The sequence below is a fragment of the Candidatus Williamhamiltonella endosymbiont of Tuberolachnus salignus genome (genome assembly GCF_964019775.1).
GTDB classification, from domain to species: Bacteria; Pseudomonadota; Gammaproteobacteria; order Enterobacterales; family Enterobacteriaceae; genus Hamiltonella; species Hamiltonella defendens.
In genome coordinates this window covers 457,729-473,666 of record NZ_OZ026471.1, presented here as the reverse complement: position 1 = coordinate 473,666, position 15,938 = coordinate 457,729, and the positions used below count along the sequence as shown (strand labels likewise).

Sequence of the window (15,938 nt, the reverse complement as noted above, 5' to 3'; positions counted from 1 at the left end):
ATCCATTTTTCATTTTTTTATGAAACTTCAAAAAAATAATTTTGATATATTTTCCCTAATTATTTTTTTTTGAAATTTGTGTCTCATTTTGCTCGAAAATCATTAAGGGAACGGACTGGCCAATAATCACAGATTCATTGACCACTACTTTAGAAACATTTTCTGTGGATGGTAAATCATACATGGTGTCCAACAAAGTGTTTTCAACAATAGATCTTAAACCACGAGCCCCTGTTTTACGAACCAGGGCTTTTTTGGCAATTGCCTTTAAAGCATTATCATGAAATTCAAGCTCAACCCCTTCAAGGTGAAACAAAGCCTGATATTGTTTTGTCAGTGCATTTTTAGGCGCTTTCAAAATTTGGATTAAAGCCTCTTCATTTAGTTGATCTAATACAGCAATAACAGGTAAGCGCCCTATAAACTCAGGGATTAAGCCAAATTTGACTAAGTCTTCGGTCTCAACCTGAGACAATATTTTATCTTCATTTGTTTTTTCACGGGCCCCTTTGACTGTAGCGTTAAAACCAATTCCGGTACCTGTATTGAGCCTCTGTTCAATCACCTTGTTAAGATCGGCAAAGGCGCCTCCGCATATAAATAAAATTTTTGAAGTGTCAACCTGTAAGAATTCTTGCTGGGGATGCTTACGGCCACCTTGAGGAGGTACAGATGCGATTGTTCCTTCAATGAGTTTCAGTAATGCCTGTTGTACTCCTTCACCTGATACGTCTCGAGTAATCGAAGGATTATCTGATTTACGTGAAATTTTATCGATTTCATCAATATATATGATACCCAGCTGTGCTTTTTGAACATCGTAGTTACATTTTTGTAGCAATTTTTGAATGATATTTTCGACATCTTCTCCTACATAACCTGCCTCTGTTAAAACTGTGGCATCTGCAATCGTGAAGGGAACGTTAAGGAAACGCGCTAAGGTTTCTGCTAATAAGGTTTTACCGCTTCCCGTTGGACCAATCAGTAAAATGTTACTTTTACCTAGTTCAACACCATCAGGGATAGAGTGACTTAATCTTTTATAATGATTGTAGACAGCCACCGATAACACTTTTTTTGCAGCTTCTTGACCAATAACGTAGTCATCTAAATGGGCACGTATTTGATGAGGTGTGGGTAAAGCCTCTGATTCTTTAGTAGAAATTTCTTTCATTTCTTGACGAATAATGTTGTTACATAAATCAATACATTCGTCACAAACATAAACTGCCGGGCCTGCAATCAATTTATGCACTTCATGCTGGTTTTTCCCGCAAAAAGAGCAATAAATCAGCTTTCCAGAACTTTTGCGCTTACTCATTATCAGTAAACCTCTTTTGTAGAATTCTTCACTCAAAAATTTCAGCGATAGAATGATTGTTCTCTATGTTTGTATTCATGGAGACTATTATTTTTTGCTAAAATTTTTAACATCCTTGCGTTCAGTTAATACACAGTCCACTAGTCCATATTTTTTCGCTTCTTCAGCAGATAAAAAGTGATCACGTTCTGTATCCTTTTCTATTATCTTTAATGTTTTTTTGGTATGTATTGCCATTAAGTCATTCATACGTTTTTTTACTTTTAATATTTCTTTTGCATGAATTTCAATATCACTCGCTTGGCCTTGAAATCCGCCTAGTGGCTGATGAATCATTACTCTGGCATTAGGTAAGCAATAACGTTTACTTTTTGCGCCCGCGGCTAATAAAAAGGCCCCCATTGAGCATGCCTGCCCTATACAGATCGTGCTGACATCAGGTGTTATAAATTGCATGGTGTCATAAATAGACATCCCTGCTGTAATCACGCCCCCTGGAGAATTAATGTATAAATAAATATCTTTTTCAGGATTTTCTGCTTCTAAGAATAACATCTGCGCCACAATCAGATTCGCCATATGCTCTTCTACTTGCCCTGTTAAAAAAATAACACGCTCTTTTAGCATACGGGAATAGATATCGTAAGCACGTTCTCCACGTGAAGTTTGTTCTACCACCATAGGCACCAAAGTCATGCTGGGTAAGCGTGTATTTTGTTCGTCAAAAGATGACATATCCTCTCCTAAAAATTAGTTTTTTGCGGCGTAGTTTTAGTTCAGAATTAACTTCTTGGCAGAATCTGGCTTGATTTCATATACTCAAAAAGAATAATTTTCTCTCTAAAATAGCGAAGACGCTAAGGCGAGTCAGTCGCGACTGAATCAATCGTTAGCCGTATCAGTCTCATGGATTTGCTTCATAAACTCACTAAATGAGATTGGTTTTTCCGTGATTTTAGCGTTTTTTAAAAGCACTTGAATGGCTTCTTCTTCCAAGGCAAGATTGTATATATTATTCATTAACTTTTTATTATTTTTATAAAATTCAATTGTTTCTTTAGGGTTTTCATAAGCCTCAGCGATTTCTTCAAGAAAAACCTGGACCTTATTTTCATCAACAGTTAACTTGTTTTGATCGATGACTTCAGTTAATAACAGCCCTACAAGCACCCGACTTTCTGCCTTTTCAGCAAATACAGAACGAGGCAGCTCTTTTATGATGTCTTTTTTATCGCTATAAGATGCAGCTTTTGTTCGTAAGGCATCAATTTCTTCCTCGATTAAAGAAAGAGGTACTTTTGTTTTATTTAAATCGCATAAACTTGTAATGGTTTGTTCTTTAATTCTTTTGCGAATGGCTTTTGTGAGTTCCCTTTGCATGTTTTTACGTATTTCAGCACGTAAAGCCTCTATGGAGGATTCCTCAGGTAAATCAAAATTTTTAATAAATTCTTCATTAATTTCAGGTAATTGAAATTTTTCTATTTTTTTAAGATGAATCAAAAATTGGCTTTCTTTGCCTTTTAAAGACTCACTGTGATACTCATCAGGGAAAGTTAATGTGATGTTAAATTCTTCGCTCATTTTATGGCCCACAATACCCTCTTCAAAACCTGGGATCATGTTGCCTTCACCGAGGTTCATGACAAAATCAGAAGCAGTACCGCCTTCAAATTTTTCTCCGTCAACAGAGCCAGTAAAGTCAAAGGTCACGCGATCTCCCATTTCAGCAGGGAGATCCGGGATTTCTTGCCAGGTTTTTTTTTGGTGGCGTAATTTTTCTAACATTTTATCGATATCATCATCGTTGAGTGACACTATAGGTTTTTCTACTTCAATTAATTCTAAATCTTTAAGTTTGATCTCTGGATACACTTCAAATTCCACTGAATAAGTGTAATTTTCATTTTTTATATATTTTCCTGGTAAATATTGAGGTCTGCCAGCGAGGTTAAGCTTCTCTTGAAGAATGGTTTTTGAAAAATGATCTTGCATAAAATCGATCAAAATATCTTGTTGAATAGATTCACCATAACGTTGTTCAATCAAGTTGATAGGGACCTTTCCTTTACGAAAGCCGTCCATTTTTGCTGTTTTAGCCGTTTTAACTACCTTATCTTTAATGGCTTTTTCAATGTCATCAGAAAATAATGTGATTGTTGCTCGTTTTTTAAGATCTTCTGTTGTTTCAACCAAAACTTGCATTTTTTACCTCAATACGGATTTTTTAAAATTTTGTCTCAGGTCAACGTATAAACAAGGCAGTATGTTCATCAAGCAGTTGAGACTGAAAACACTAATACAATATTTCATTCATTTTATTAATGAAACTCATTTATTTTTCTGTGTACATACATAAATCATAAAGATTGCGAATGAAACCGGTCTAGGCTCTATGATGTATAGAAAAAGATAACGCAAAGGGGTTTTTAGACCCGCTAATTTTGTCACGATTCATTATAACGATGTACAGGTCCTCAGTCGAGGGAAGTGCCTATTCACTCAGAGCGATCTGATCTAAAAAAACTTCACATACAAATAACGCATTGATTTATTGAATTTTTTATTTATCCAGTTTTTTAGAATGTCTTCAGTGATGCCTCTTTTACAACATTTCATCCATGTTAGCGAGTAGGCACGAGTCAACAGAACTTGATTTAACAGCCTTGAGGCACTTTAACGATAGCCACTCGTGGCGCTAAAGATTCAGTTGGCTAGAGCATTGGAAAAGTTAAATATTCGTTTTTAAAAAAATACTGAATTGACCGAATGGCATTTTTTCATAATGCTTGTGAGTAAAGCATTTTACGCTCTAAAGCTTGAAGGGTTCGGCCAGGAATTTATTTTAAAGTGTCCACGGTCTCCGTAAAGGGAAAGCATGGGAATCAGATAAGCGATTGATCACGATGGCTGGGGTACCAGGATTTGAACCTGGGAATGTCGGAATCAGAATCCGATGCCTTACCGCTTGGCTATACCCCAAACGTATACCCTAATAAAGTAACTAGCGTGGCGTCATGAAGGATTTTTTTGAAATAAGGATGGTGCAAAAATATGGCTGGGGTACCAGGATTCGAACCTGGGAATGCCGGGATCAAAACCCGGTGCCTTACCACTTGGCTATACCCCATTTGCTTTTATTATCAGCGGTTTAAAAGTGGTGCGGGAGGCGAGACTTGAACTCGCACACCTTACGGCGCTAGAACCTAAATCTAGTGCGTCTACCAATTTCGCCACTCCCGCAATGGTGGCTACGACGGGATTCGAACCTGTGACCCCAGCATTATGAGTGCTGTGCTCTAACCAGCTGAGCTACGTAGCCATCTTTTATGTATGCTCTTTATGGTCTTAGACCTTCATTAAGCGTTTCGGGGCGCATTATGCGTATATGCAAAATGAGCGTCAACTCATTTTAAAAAAAAATCAGTATTCATCGCAGGGATTCCTTCAATATCAAACAATCAGATATTCCTCATTCTTTCAGAAATTCATATTCCATCATTTTTATTTTTTACGGCCGTGATACGGCACCACTCTTCTTTTTCAGCGATAGGATAAAGGCAAAAGGCGTGTTGATATGCCTGAGAAACTTTATCAGATTGAGTGTTCAAAATACCGGAAAGGCCTAAATACCCATCAGGCTTAACTAAATCGGCGATCACGGCTGCCAATTCACACAAAGGGGCGGCTAAAATATTAGCAACCACCACATCTGCTTGAAGATTTTTCGGTTCTTGTCCAGATAAATAGAGCACCAGATGCTCAGAAACTCCGTTACGTTGTGCGTTATCCCGACTTGCTTCAATCGCTTGAGGATCTATGTCAATCCCAATCGCTTGTTTCGCCCCTAATTTGAGCGCCGCTATGGCCAAAATGCCTGATCCACACCCAAAATCAATTAAGATTTTATTTTGTAAATCAAGGCTATCAAGCCATTCTAAACAAAGCGCCGTGGTCGGGTGTGTTCCTGTGCCAAATGCCAATCCGGGATCTAGTATTACATTCACTGCACTCGGATCTGGCACCGCTTGCATACTCGGACAAACCCAAAGACGCTGCCCAAAACGCATAGGATGAAAATGAATCATCCATTCTCGCTCCCACTGTTTATTTTCCAAATGCTCAATTTTATAAATAAAATGTTGCCCTGGTTCACACATGGCCTTTATTTTATTGATGGCCGTGGCGATTTTCGTTTGATGTTCATGTAAATTGGTATCCGCTTCATATAAACCTGCTATTTCAATGTCATCCCAAAATTTCAATTCGCCTGGCAAAGGTTCAAAAATAGGCTGATCCCCTGCGTCCTGAAAAGTGACAGAGACAGCGCCGGTTTCTAACAATAGCGTTTCTAACAGGTTGGCATGCTGTTTTGATGTGATTATTTTGATTTGTATCCAAGGCATGTTTTATCTCTATGAAGTGTGAGCGTTTTTTTATCGCCCCAGATATTGCCCATCAAAAAAGCCAAAAGGTTCAAAATGAGTGTTGGCATAATAGGATGGAATCCTAAAAATTGAATATTAAATATCGTCAATAAAATATAACAAAGGGCACCCACTATCATTGAGCTGATGGCTCCATAGGCATTAGCTCTACGCCAGTACAATCCCAGTACCAAAGGCCACAAAAAAACGGCTTCCATTCCCCCGAAAGCCAATAAATTAAGCCATATGATCATATCTGGTGGGCGCCACGCTGTCAGTATGAGTAAAAGACCGAAACACAGAGTGGTTCCTTTTGAAATCCATTTCAATTTTTTTTCATTGTTGAGCTGTTTGGGCTTGAGGTTAAGATAAATGTCCTTGACCAAGGTAGCGGAGGATTGCAATAGCTGTGCATTCACAGTCGACATAATAGCCGCCATTGGGGCGGCAAGAAAAAGACCGGCTGCAAAAGGTGGGAACACCCGCATTATCAGTTTTGGGATCACCTCATCAGGAACACTTAAATCGGGTAAAATAGCGCGCCCTAAAGCCCCCGATAAATGCATGGTAAACATCATGATGCCCACCACAACGGTACCTAAAATAATCCCCCTATGAACGGCTTGGCTATTACGATAAGCAATCGATCTAACCGCCGTATGAGGTAAACCAATGACTCCAAAGCACACCAACACCCAAAAAGAAGCCATAAAGGGGATATTCAGTATTTGATCCTGGCCTTGAGGTGTGATCAACGCAGGATCAATATGAAATAAGGTATCTACGGCTTTTGCTAATCCTCCGGCGTTATGCACTACCGCCACTAAAAGCAAAATGGTGCCCGACAGCATAATCACACCCTGTAAGCTGTCATTGAGTACGCTGCTGCGAAAACCGCCAAAAGCGGTGTATAGAGTGACACTGATACCAAATATCAATAACCCGATATGATAGGGAATGCCTGCTGTCGCTTCTAGCAGCCGGGCGCCTCCCACAAATTGGACCGTCATGGCCCCCATAAATGCCAATAACAAACTCACACTGGTCAGCCAGACTAAAAGCCGGCTTTTATAACGTGCATACAGCATGTCATTTAAAGTGACAGCGTTGTAACTCCGCGCCAAAATAGCAAATTTTTTGCCTAATATGCCCAAAGAAAGCCATATTGCAGGGAGCTGGATCATGGCGAGTAAAACCCAACCCAACCCATATTGATAAGCCGCCCCAGGACCCCCGATAAAAGAACTTGCACTAATATAAGTGCCGCTCAAAGTCATGGCTAATACAAAGCCCCCCATGGAACGATTGCCAATAAAATATTGCTTCAGGAAATGTTCAGATTTTTGATTTCTGACACTATAAAAAGATAAACAAAAAAGGATAAATAAATAAGCCATCAGAGGCAAAATCATATCAATATCAATCAATCTTGATCCTTAAGTTTTTCAAGCGGCATATCGGAGAAAATCAGTTTGACCATTAAGATGCAAAGCCCGATAAAGACTAAAGGGAGAGAAATACAGCCTACCTCAAACCATAGGGGTAACCCCGTGATGCTATCAATATGACCCATTAAATACACCCTATATTCAGCGTGACCAGAAAAATAAAAAAGGATCCACCAACAAAAAAAATAACCAAGGGTTAACCCAAATGACCATCGTGCTTCTTTATTTGCCTGTATAAATCGTTTTTCCATAAATTGTCTGTGATCTATTTTTTAATTTAGCTAAAACACACTTAAGTCAATGGTTTAAAAACATTAAATTATTTAAGGTTTTTTACGTATGTATTATAAAATCATTAAATGTACTATACGATTAAAGTTATAAATATTAAGCCTGATGTTATGGCATTGATACCTAATCAAGCAATCATAATAATTGCCTGAAGAAAGTAAATTCATGTCCAATCTCATGGGATAAATTGTATAAAAATGAACGCATTTTTCTGTTTTTTGATAAAAACTACTGTCTTATTTTTTAATTTCTATAAAATGTAATCAATTAAAAAAGACGTTTTTAAAATAGTACTTTATGATAATCACTTTATTAAAAAATAATTTAAGGATAAAAAATGTTTAAATCAATATCTAATACTATATCTAATACTATAATTAATAAATCAACAAGGGCTGCAAATACAACGGGTGGATTCTTGTCTTGTTCTTTATCAAGGATTCAAAATATAAAAAAAAGTCGTACTATGAATACGAGTGCAGATGAAGTTGATAAAGATCAAATAACTTTTAAAGATTTTTTAAATATATTTGAAGGGGAGACTCATTTAAATAAAAAAGAACTCAATCGAATTTATAATAAAATTTATACATCATCAAATGATTTAAACGCATTAAAAGCATTAATTGAACTAAAAAATAATTCGTTTGAGTCAATTAAAAATTTAACAAAAACAGAAAAATTTTCTGCAGTAATAAATTGTAATCATTATGAAGCTTTTTTTAATATATTTTATGATAATTGTTCTCTAAAAATAATTCCGATAAAAATAAAAGGAGAACATGAAGATCATATCAGATTAATTAAAGAAAATTTCTACACAGAGTCTGATTTTCAAAAAGAAAAAATTCGAATTACAGTACAAATCATTGATTTTTTATTCAATAAATTGGAAAAAATAAACAATAGCTTATCGAAAAAAGAGGATATATCTGAAGAAATAAAAGAATTAAAAAATGAATTGCCACATATTGAAGATTTAATAAATAGTATTATTTTTTATGATAATGATACTACAGATTTATTTAGCAATACAGAAAAAAACATCAAAAAAAATTTTGAAACTATTTTTATAGATTTAAAAAATGTTCTTAATAAAAATATTGTTACTCATTTAAATATATTTTCTGATAAATTAACAGATGTGATGATTCAATATTTTAAAAATAATTTAAATAAACTAACATTTAAATTACAGTTTGCTGATAGTCCTATTTTTATTAACGCTACTATTTTAGAAAAAGAGATCAATGATATTCAAAATTACATGAATGAGTGTAATGCTTTAAAAACAGCTGATAAAGAGCCTATTGAAAAATTAATAAATCGTACCATTTCTATTTTGAAGAAATTTAAAAAAAGTGACTGATTTTAACTATTTTCCAGGATTTTTTAAAATACTTTATTCGAATATTAACCGCTTTCTGTTGTATTAGAACCCAATTTAATGAATGCATATATAAATAGGTTTCCATGTTGCTATTAATAGATAATTACGATTCTTTTACTTACAATTTATATCAATATTTTTGTGAATTAGGCGTTGATGTACTGGTCAAACGTAACGATGAAGTAAAGCTTCAAGATATTGAGCGGTTAGCACCGAAATATCTGGTCATTTCTCCTGGCCCCTGCACACCTAATGAAGCAGGGATTTCATTAGCTGCGATACAGCATTTTTCGGGCAAATTACCTATTCTGGGTGTCTGCTTGGGGCATCAGGCATTGGCTCAATCTTTCGGAGCTCGCATCGTCAAAGCCAGAAAAATAATGCACGGCAAGACAAGCTTGATTCAGCACAATCATCAAGGCATTTTTCAGGGGTTAAATCACCCCTTAACGGTGACTCGATATCATTCACTGGTCGTTGAAACCGATTCTTTACCTGAAAATTTTGAATTAACAGCCTGGACTGAAAAAGAAGGTCGTATGGATGAAATCATGGGTATCCGACATCGCACTTTACCCTTAGAGGGGGTACAATTTCATCCTGAAAGCATTTTTAGTGAAAACGGTCATCAATTATTAAATAATTTTTTAAATGGACCACGGGTTCGATGATAAAAAAATCTCCTCATTTTCATCTTTCATTCTTACATCCTCGTTATTGGCTCACTTGGTTTGGCGCGGGATTTCTTTATCTTTTAGTATGCCTTCCTTACCCCATAATTTATCGTTTGGGGACGTGTATTGGACGTTTATCCATGTATTTTCTTAGACGTCGAGTCAATATTACCTCTCGTAATCTAGAACTTTGTTTTCCAGAAATTTCTCTTTTTGAGCGCCAAAAAATGGTCAAAAAAAATTTTGAAGCCTTAGGAATAGGTCTTCTTGAATCGGGCATGGCTTGGTTTTGGCCAGATTGGCGTGTCAAGCATTGGAGTCGATTGATTGGTTTGGAATGTGTTGAGAAAGTACAAAAAAGTAGACAGGGGATATTATTAATAGGTGTACATTTTCTGACGCTAGAATTTGCCGCTCGTATTCTTGGCCTGCACAAGCAGGCTATTGGTGTTTACCGGCCGCACAATAATAAAGTGATTAATTGGATCCAGATTTATGGCAGGACAAGATCCAATAAAGGGTTGATAGACAGAAATCATATAAAAACAATGATTCTTTGTTTAAAAAAAGGTGAAATACTTTGGTATCTTCCAGACCATGATTATGGCCCTCGCAGCAGTGTTTTTGTCCCATTTTTTGCAGTTGAACAAGCGGCTACCACCAGGGGTACTCATCTGTTGATCAGCAAAGGGAGTGCAAATTGTGTGCCTTATCACCTGGTCAGATTGCCTGACGCCAAAGGCTATCGAATGACCATATCGCCTGCATTGAACAATTTTCCACTTCAAGATGAAACTGAAACCGCCGCTTCTATGAATAAGGTCATTGAAAACATCATTCAAAAGGCGCCCGAACAATATATGTGGCAACATAGGCGCTTTAAAACGAGGCCTAAAGGCGAGGAATCATTATATTAGCCTTTCTAGGGACCTAATATAGGTCACAGGTCTATTAAAAAAACTATCACTTGTCGTAATGTCTTTAAGTGACTTTTTTAACAGTGCCATATAAAAGCCGTTGGCAACAGTCATCTTTTCAATATCGGCCTGGCGAGTCAAATCTTGTTCTGAAGTACTGACACTTTCATCAATCATTCAGCTCCCTCAGCAGGCGAGTGTTAATGTAAAGTTTTCCACGACCGGCATTCACTTCTTCTAGTATCCCGATTTTTACCAGTTGCTTAAGATAAAGCGATGCTGTTTGCCGCTGTGCAATCCCCGCTTACTAGATTTTCTATTCTGCAGCAGGGTTGCATGAACAGCATATTAACCAGTTCGTAGGTGTAAATTTTGGGGAGCTTTCCTGTACATCCGTTACCAGCAGGGAACGGATGAATGCTTTCAAACTGGTAATGTGCCATGGCCATCTTAATCAGTGGATCAATATCGTTCTGTTCATTGATAAACTGCTCCCAGTTTGACAGTAACGTGCGAATCTTCTCTTCTCCTTCCGGAGGGGTATATACGACGTTCATATACTGATCGCGCAAAACAGTACCAGAAGTCTTCCTTACATCGGTTTCGACTGCCCGCAGTTTGGTACAAATCTGCATTGCGACCCTGACACATAACGGATGCGTCTTCAGTAACTCAACTCCATCATACATCGCCGTACGATAGAGAAGAGCCTCTTTAGTAGCCGGATCAGCCTGTTCAACTTTAGAAAAATCCGCTACAAGAGCTTAGTAAAAAATTCCTCAGGAAAAGGTCGCTCTCTTTAAATAGGGAGGATGATTAAAATAATCAGAGTTTTGTTTACAGTTTTATTCATATGCAAAGTAAGTTGATTAATGATAAAAAATGGCTTGCCAATGAATGAATTGTATGAAATAAGGGCTCTGAGTAAAACGAGATAGCGTTCTCGATTAATTGTGGTTTTTGAGCAAGAACTTTTAGGCAAGAACGTAAGTGTTGTAGATTACTTCCCTTCCGGCTTTTTCTCTTAGTGCCTTCAGCAGACCAACAAGGCTCATTTTTTGATTTAAAATACCCGTAGTTGAGTTAAATAATTTAAAGGAAATTTTCAAGATGGCAAAAATTAAAGGTAAAGTTAAGTGGTTCAACGAATCTAAAGGTTTCGGCTTTATTACTCCAGACGATAATAGTAAGGACGTATTTGTTCACTTTTCTGCAATTCAAGATAGCGGTTTTAAAACTTTAGCCGAAGGTCAAGGTGTCGAATTTGAAATTGCGGATGGTCAAAAAGGGCCATCCGCAGTGGATGTTAATAAAATTTAGGATGGTCAAAAAGGGCCATCCGCAATGAATTTGACTGTGCCATATTAATAATCTTCATTGGCATAGGAGATGGTGCTTCGAGGCCGCTCCTGTGCCACCCTCAACGGCGGGTCTGCGAGCTCTCCTTGTCACATCTTCCCTTCTACGGGTAAAACCGTCACTTCTTAAGCCTGAATGGTGGTGTCTTGGCCTGAGAGATATTTTAACCAGGGATTCAAAACAACAATCGTTTTGCCATGAGCTGAAATTAAATTTTGTCTTTCTAATGTTTTTAAAGCCCGCCCAACTGTTTCACGAGAACAACCTGCCATTTGACCAATTTCTAGACGAGTGCTTTTAATTTGCATCCCATCGGGATGAGTCATGGCATCGGGTTGATGCGCGAGTTTTATCAATGTTTGCCCAACACGTGTCGCCACATCTAAAAATGCCAGTTCTCCTATTTTTTCTGATGTCGTTTTCAATCGACTTGCCATCTGTGCGGATAAACGAATTAATATGTCGGGATTAATTTGGACGAGGGTTCGAAATTTTTTATAAGAAATTTCAGCTAATTCAGAGGGGGTTTTCACTCGTATCCAAGTACCCTGGGGTTGAGCGGCTAAAAATAATCCGATCTCCCCAATAAAATTTCCTCGATTTAAATGAGACAATATGATTTCTTCACCGTTTTGAGACTTCATCAGGGAGATGAGAGAACCTTTTACAATATAATAAAGTGTTTGAGATTCACAATCTTCACTTACAAGATTGATTTTGGGCGGATATGTACGAATATTGCAATGAGAAAGAAACCATTCAAAAGTTGAATCCATTTTTTGCGCTGAGAGCAACATAACTTATATCCTTATTGTAAATGAGGCATTTTTAAATTACTTATTATAAAAACTAATAAGACTTTTAATTAGTTTAACATCAAATTCGACAGCTACTTTACCTTGATTTTTATGATTTTCATTAAAATATTTTTAATATCAAATCATTTTTTATTGAAGCAAATTTTGGGATCTTGGCTTTGACTCACCATTTGTGACGCGAACACCATCTTTATTTTGAAAGGAATTGGACATGTTGATTCAATTAACGATCAGTAACTTTACTCTTGTGAGTCAATTGGAAATTGATTTTCAATCGGGGATGACCAGTATCACCGGTGAAACAGGTGCAGGAAAATCTATCGTAATTGATGCCTTAAATATGTGCTTAGGCGGCCGTTCAGAATCTGGAATGGTAAGTTCGAGGGCTCTTCGTGCAGATATGTGCGCTCGCTTTTCTCTAAAGGATAAGAGTTTGGCGATGCAATGGTTAAAAAATCAAGAATTAGACGAAGATCATGAATGCTTACTGCGTCGCACTATTGGTGCTGATGGACGTTCTCGAGGATTTATCAATGGCACACCTGTTCCTCTGTCTCAATTACGAGAATTAGGCCAGCTTCTTATACAGATTCATGGCCAGCATACCCATCACTGTTTGCTGAAACTGGACCATCAAAAACAATTATTGGATGCGTATTCAGCAGAGCACCATTTATTCATAAAGATGAAAAATGCGTATGAAACCTGGCATAACAGCTGCCGACGATCGGCCGAACAAAAGAAAAAAGCGGTGGAAAATGATGCCCGTCATCAGCTTTTGGAATATTATCTTAAAGAACTCAATGCATTGGATCCAAAGCCAGAAGAGTATGAAAAAATAGAAGCGGAGCATAAACGTTTAGCGAATAGAGCTCAATTATTGAAAATGAGCCAAGAAGTTTTACAAGGGCTGTGTGAAAGTGAACACCAGAGTATTTTGAGTCAGCTTTATTTTTCTCAAAAACAGCTGATAGAATTAAGTGCTATGGATCATTACTTTAATAATTTATTAAATATGCTTAAAGAAGCGATCATTCAAATTAAAGAAGTCAGTGATGAAATCCGTCATTACAGTCAAAAAATCAATATGGAACCGGATTGCTTAGCATCATTAGAGCAACATTTATCCAATTATTTAGATTTGGCTCGTAAACATCATGTCTCTCCAGAACGTTTAGCAGATCAACATCAACACTTATTGGATGAACAACAACAATTGATTGAGCAAAATATAGATCAGGAAGATCTTCTTCAAGCAACAGAAAAACAGTATCAGCAAGCATTAGAGATAGCCCATGAATTACATGAAAAACGGCAATTTTATGCTAAAGAGCTGTCTGCCTTAATCACTGAAAATATGCGAAATCTGGCGATGCCCTATGCAAAATTCAGCATTGACACCTATTTTGATCCCAAACACCTCAATATTTATGGTGCGACTCGTGTTGAATTTTTTGTCACAGTGAATCCAGGTCAACCATTACAGCCCCTGATTAAGGTGGCCTCGGGAGGAGAAATATCACGGATTGCCCTGGCAATGATGTTAAGTACTGCACGTAAAATGGAGATCCCTGCTGTCATTTTTGATGAAATAGATGTGGGTGTCAGTGGATCTACGGCGGCTTTAATGGGTCGCTTGTTGCGACAATTAGCCGCCTCGACACAGGTACTTTGTATTACTCATCTTCCACAGGTTGCCGCTTGCGGGCATCAACATTTTTTATTTAAAAAACAAAGTGATACAATAGAAACAGATATTTATGTTCATTTATTAGATAAAAAAACGCGTCTAGAAGAGCTGGCACGTCTTCTTGGAAAAGGAAAAATAACAAAAAATACACTGGCGAATGCAAAAGAATTACTTGTTATGTAAATCTCTTTTCAAGAGAATCACCTCCACTATCATTACTATTAAGGAATCTATGACCATGTGCTTTAAGATGCTGATCCATCCCATTTTGTTTTTTATGATATTTGTTTCAGGTTGTTCTCGATTTAATCAATGGGTTTATAAACCTGATATCAATCAAGGAAATTACTTATCTCAGAATGAGGTCAATAAAATTCATCAAGGAATGACACAAAACGAAGTGATGTCTACATTAGGCAGCCCTATGTTGACAGACCCTTTTGGTACTCAAACCTGGTTTTATATATTTCGTCAGCAGGTAGGGCATGAAAAAGTAACGCAACAAACTTTAACTCTTAAATTTAATCAATCAGGTCAATTGATTGATATTAAAAATCATATAGCGTAAACATTTTCATTCAAATTCGACTATGATTTCAGATCGGGTATTGACAGAAGCTTTAATGGCGAATTTGAGCGGTTTCAATCGGTCATGAAGTTCATTCGTGGTCTGCATAATATTCGGCCAGAAAACCATGGTTGTGTGCTGAGTATTGGTAATTTTGATGGCGTCCATAGGGGGCATCAAGCATTGCTGGCGCGTTTGAAACATGAAGGGCAGAAACGGCATTTGCCTACTATGGTCATGATTTTTGAGCCCCAGCCCCTAGAGTTTTTTTCACCTGAAAAAGCCCCCCCGCGTTTAACTTATTTAAGGGATAAATTGAAGTATTTGAGTCAAATTAAAATAGACTATGTATTATGCGTCAAATTTGACCCATCTTTTGCTGCTTATACAGCGGATGATTTTATCGCTGAGTTTCTCATTAAACAGTTAGGAGTTCATCTTTTAGTCGTAGGGGATGATTTTCGTTTTGGTAAAAAACGTCAGGGTAATATCAAACTATTAACACAAGCCAGCAAAAAAATTGATTTTCAGATCATCAGCATAGAAGGCTTTTTCTATAAAAGACTTCGTATCAGCAGCACGGTTATCCGTGAAGCGTTACAGAAGGATCAGTTGGCTCTTGCAGAAGACTTGCTCGGTCATCCTTATTGTATTTCTGGTCGAATAGTGCATGGAGACAAACTTGGGCGTACGCTTGGGTTCCCTACCCTTAATTTGCCTGTAAAGTCCTCACGCATGCCAGTTCAAGGTGTTTATGTCGTTGAAGTATATGGCTTAACATACGAAGTCTTGCCTGGTGTGGCAAACATCGGCAGCAGGCCGACCATTTCTGGCACTTGTCATCAAATTGACGTACATGTGCTGGATTTCTCTATGGAAGTCTATGGCCTCTACGTTGACATTGTATTTCGTCAAAAGTTACGTAATGAGCAACGTTTTACTTCACTTGACGCGCTCAGACAGCAAATTTCGCTTGACGTGCTTGCAGCTCGAACCTTTTTTGGGTTGAAGCTAAAACCCAAAATTTAATTTTTT

General features: G+C 37.3%; 15 protein-coding genes, 4 tRNA genes and 1 pseudogene. 7 read left to right on the top strand and 13 right to left on the bottom strand.

All coding sequences use genetic code 11. The features are described from left to right. Positions 1-55: 55 nt before the first annotated feature. The 10 genes from clpX to AACL23_RS02195 form a co-directional block, all read right to left on the bottom strand. Positions 56-1,324 carry an ATP-dependent protease ATP-binding subunit ClpX gene (gene clpX / locus AACL23_RS02240; protein WP_095034826.1) on the bottom strand — a complete coding sequence of 423 codons (1,269 nt, stop codon included), beginning with the start codon at positions 1,322-1,324 and terminating at the stop codon, positions 56-58. Between the two features lie 84 nt (positions 1,325-1,408). Further along, entirely contained in the window at positions 1,409-2,056 is a 648-nt protein-coding gene (gene clpP, locus AACL23_RS02235) for an ATP-dependent Clp endopeptidase proteolytic subunit ClpP (protein WP_015873354.1), read from the bottom strand. A gap of 147 nt (positions 2,057-2,203) precedes the next feature. Continuing rightward, positions 2,204-3,526: a trigger factor gene (gene tig / locus AACL23_RS02230; RefSeq protein ID WP_095034364.1), complete on the bottom strand. Its 1,323-nt coding sequence runs from the start codon at positions 3,524-3,526 to the stop codon at positions 2,204-2,206. 702 nt (positions 3,527-4,228) lie between these two features. Next, positions 4,229-4,303: transfer RNA gene (locus AACL23_RS02225), tRNA-Gln, on the bottom strand. A 73-nt stretch (positions 4,304-4,376) separates the two neighbouring features. Further along, a tRNA-Gln gene (locus tag AACL23_RS02220) sits at positions 4,377-4,451 on the bottom strand. A gap of 28 nt (positions 4,452-4,479) precedes the next feature. Further along, positions 4,480-4,564: transfer RNA gene (locus AACL23_RS02215), tRNA-Leu, on the bottom strand. Between the two features lie 2 nt (positions 4,565-4,566). Beyond that, a tRNA-Met gene (locus tag AACL23_RS02210) sits at positions 4,567-4,643 on the bottom strand. A gap of 166 nt (positions 4,644-4,809) precedes the next feature. Then, positions 4,810-5,727, bottom strand: coding sequence for a 50S ribosomal protein L11 methyltransferase (gene prmA / locus AACL23_RS02205; RefSeq protein WP_100096178.1), 918 nt, complete (start codon positions 5,725-5,727; stop codon positions 4,810-4,812). Beyond that, positions 5,703-7,160 carry a sodium/pantothenate symporter gene (panF, locus tag AACL23_RS02200; protein ID WP_207144642.1) on the bottom strand — a complete coding sequence of 486 codons (1,458 nt, stop codon included), beginning with the start codon at positions 7,158-7,160 and terminating at the stop codon, positions 5,703-5,705. The genes prmA and panF overlap by 25 nt, the downstream gene beginning before the upstream one ends. An 11-nt stretch (positions 7,161-7,171) precedes the next feature. Then, the gene (locus tag AACL23_RS02195) at positions 7,172-7,447 is read right to left on the bottom strand and encodes a YhdT family protein (RefSeq protein WP_015873360.1); all 276 of its coding nucleotides are present in this window, start codon (positions 7,445-7,447) and stop codon (positions 7,172-7,174) included. 377 nt (positions 7,448-7,824) lie between these two features. Here AACL23_RS02195 and AACL23_RS02190 point away from each other — a divergent pair, with 377 nt between their 5' ends. The 3 genes from AACL23_RS02190 to lpxL all read left to right on the top strand — a co-directional run bounded on the left by AACL23_RS02190 (position 7,825) and on the right by lpxL (position 10,468). After that, complete coding sequence (locus AACL23_RS02190) at positions 7,825-8,856, top strand: hypothetical protein (RefSeq protein ID WP_158530915.1); 1,032 nt, start codon at positions 7,825-7,827, stop codon at positions 8,854-8,856. Between the two features lie 104 nt (positions 8,857-8,960). Further along, positions 8,961-9,548 (top strand): aminodeoxychorismate synthase component II, encoded by a 588-nt coding sequence (locus AACL23_RS02185; RefSeq protein ID WP_100096180.1) that lies wholly within the window; start codon positions 8,961-8,963, stop codon positions 9,546-9,548. After that, positions 9,545-10,468, top strand: a complete 924-nt coding sequence (gene lpxL, locus AACL23_RS02180; protein WP_100096181.1) for an LpxL/LpxP family Kdo(2)-lipid IV(A) lauroyl/palmitoleoyl acyltransferase — start codon at positions 9,545-9,547, stop codon at positions 10,466-10,468. Before AACL23_RS02185 ends, lpxL begins: the two co-directional genes overlap by 4 nt. Here lpxL and AACL23_RS02175 read toward each other — a convergent pair. Together AACL23_RS02175 and AACL23_RS02170 are read right to left on the bottom strand one after the other, a co-directional pair. Continuing rightward, complete coding sequence (locus AACL23_RS02175; RefSeq protein WP_234817465.1) at positions 10,460-10,645, bottom strand: hypothetical protein; 186 nt, start codon at positions 10,643-10,645, stop codon at positions 10,460-10,462. The genes lpxL and AACL23_RS02175 overlap by 9 nt on opposite strands. Continuing rightward, a pseudogene (locus AACL23_RS02170) lies at positions 10,638-11,211 on the bottom strand (Fic family protein); the annotation flags it as partial. The pseudogene AACL23_RS02170 and the gene AACL23_RS02175, both read right to left, overlap by 8 nt. A gap of 367 nt (positions 11,212-11,578) precedes the next feature. Between AACL23_RS02170 and cspE the strand changes: the two are divergent. Then, positions 11,579-11,788: a transcription antiterminator/RNA stability regulator CspE gene (cspE, locus tag AACL23_RS02165; RefSeq protein WP_015873366.1), complete on the top strand. Its 210-nt coding sequence runs from the start codon at positions 11,579-11,581 to the stop codon at positions 11,786-11,788. 164 nt (positions 11,789-11,952) lie between these two features. Here cspE and crp read toward each other — a convergent pair whose 3' ends face one another. Next, the gene (crp, locus tag AACL23_RS02160; protein WP_100096182.1) at positions 11,953-12,624 is read right to left on the bottom strand and encodes a cAMP-activated global transcriptional regulator CRP; all 672 of its coding nucleotides are present in this window, start codon (positions 12,622-12,624) and stop codon (positions 11,953-11,955) included. A 232-nt stretch (positions 12,625-12,856) separates the two neighbouring features. On the opposite strand from crp, the gene recN reads away from it, so the two are divergent. The 3 genes from recN to ribF all read left to right on the top strand — a co-directional run bounded on the left by recN (position 12,857) and on the right by ribF (position 15,932). Further along, positions 12,857-14,518, top strand: a complete 1,662-nt coding sequence (gene recN / locus AACL23_RS02155; protein ID WP_171967738.1) for a DNA repair protein RecN — start codon at positions 12,857-12,859, stop codon at positions 14,516-14,518. Between the two features lie 55 nt (positions 14,519-14,573). Then, positions 14,574-14,903, top strand: coding sequence for an outer membrane protein assembly factor BamE (gene bamE / locus AACL23_RS02150; RefSeq protein ID WP_015873369.1), 330 nt, complete (start codon positions 14,574-14,576; stop codon positions 14,901-14,903). Positions 14,904-14,987: 84 nt separating this feature from the next. Continuing rightward, positions 14,988-15,932, top strand: coding sequence for a bifunctional riboflavin kinase/FAD synthetase (gene ribF / locus AACL23_RS02145; protein WP_174891372.1), 945 nt, complete (start codon positions 14,988-14,990; stop codon positions 15,930-15,932). Positions 15,933-15,938 lie beyond the last annotated feature (6 nt).

Bases quoted from the DNA above. Each gene is read 5' to 3' on its own strand.
- clpP (WP_015873354.1), bottom strand. From the start codon at position 2,056: ATGTCATCTTTTGACGAACAAAATACACGCTTACCCAGCATGACTTTG.
- tig (WP_095034364.1), bottom strand. From the start codon at position 3,526: ATGCAAGTTTTGGTTGAAACAACAGAAGATCTTAAAAAACGAGCAACA.
- prmA (WP_100096178.1), bottom strand. From the start codon at position 5,727: ATGCCTTGGATACAAATCAAAATAATCACATCAAAACAGCATGCCAAC.
- panF (WP_207144642.1), bottom strand. From the start codon at position 7,160: ATGATTTTGCCTCTGATGGCTTATTTATTTATCCTTTTTTGTTTATCT.
- AACL23_RS02195 (WP_015873360.1), bottom strand. From the start codon at position 7,447: ATGGAAAAACGATTTATACAGGCAAATAAAGAAGCACGATGGTCATTT.
- AACL23_RS02190 (WP_158530915.1), top strand. From the start codon at position 7,825: ATGTTTAAATCAATATCTAATACTATATCTAATACTATAATTAATAAA.
- AACL23_RS02185 (WP_100096180.1), top strand. From the start codon at position 8,961: ATGTTGCTATTAATAGATAATTACGATTCTTTTACTTACAATTTATAT.
- lpxL (WP_100096181.1), top strand. From the start codon at position 9,545: ATGATAAAAAAATCTCCTCATTTTCATCTTTCATTCTTACATCCTCGT.
- AACL23_RS02175 (WP_234817465.1), bottom strand. From the start codon at position 10,645: ATGATTGATGAAAGTGTCAGTACTTCAGAACAAGATTTGACTCGCCAG.
- cspE (WP_015873366.1), top strand. From the start codon at position 11,579: ATGGCAAAAATTAAAGGTAAAGTTAAGTGGTTCAACGAATCTAAAGGT.
- crp (WP_100096182.1), bottom strand. From the start codon at position 12,624: ATGTTGCTCTCAGCGCAAAAAATGGATTCAACTTTTGAATGGTTTCTT.
- recN (WP_171967738.1), top strand. From the start codon at position 12,857: ATGTTGATTCAATTAACGATCAGTAACTTTACTCTTGTGAGTCAATTG.
- bamE (WP_015873369.1), top strand. From the start codon at position 14,574: ATGTGCTTTAAGATGCTGATCCATCCCATTTTGTTTTTTATGATATTT.
- ribF (WP_174891372.1), top strand. From the start codon at position 14,988: ATGAAGTTCATTCGTGGTCTGCATAATATTCGGCCAGAAAACCATGGT.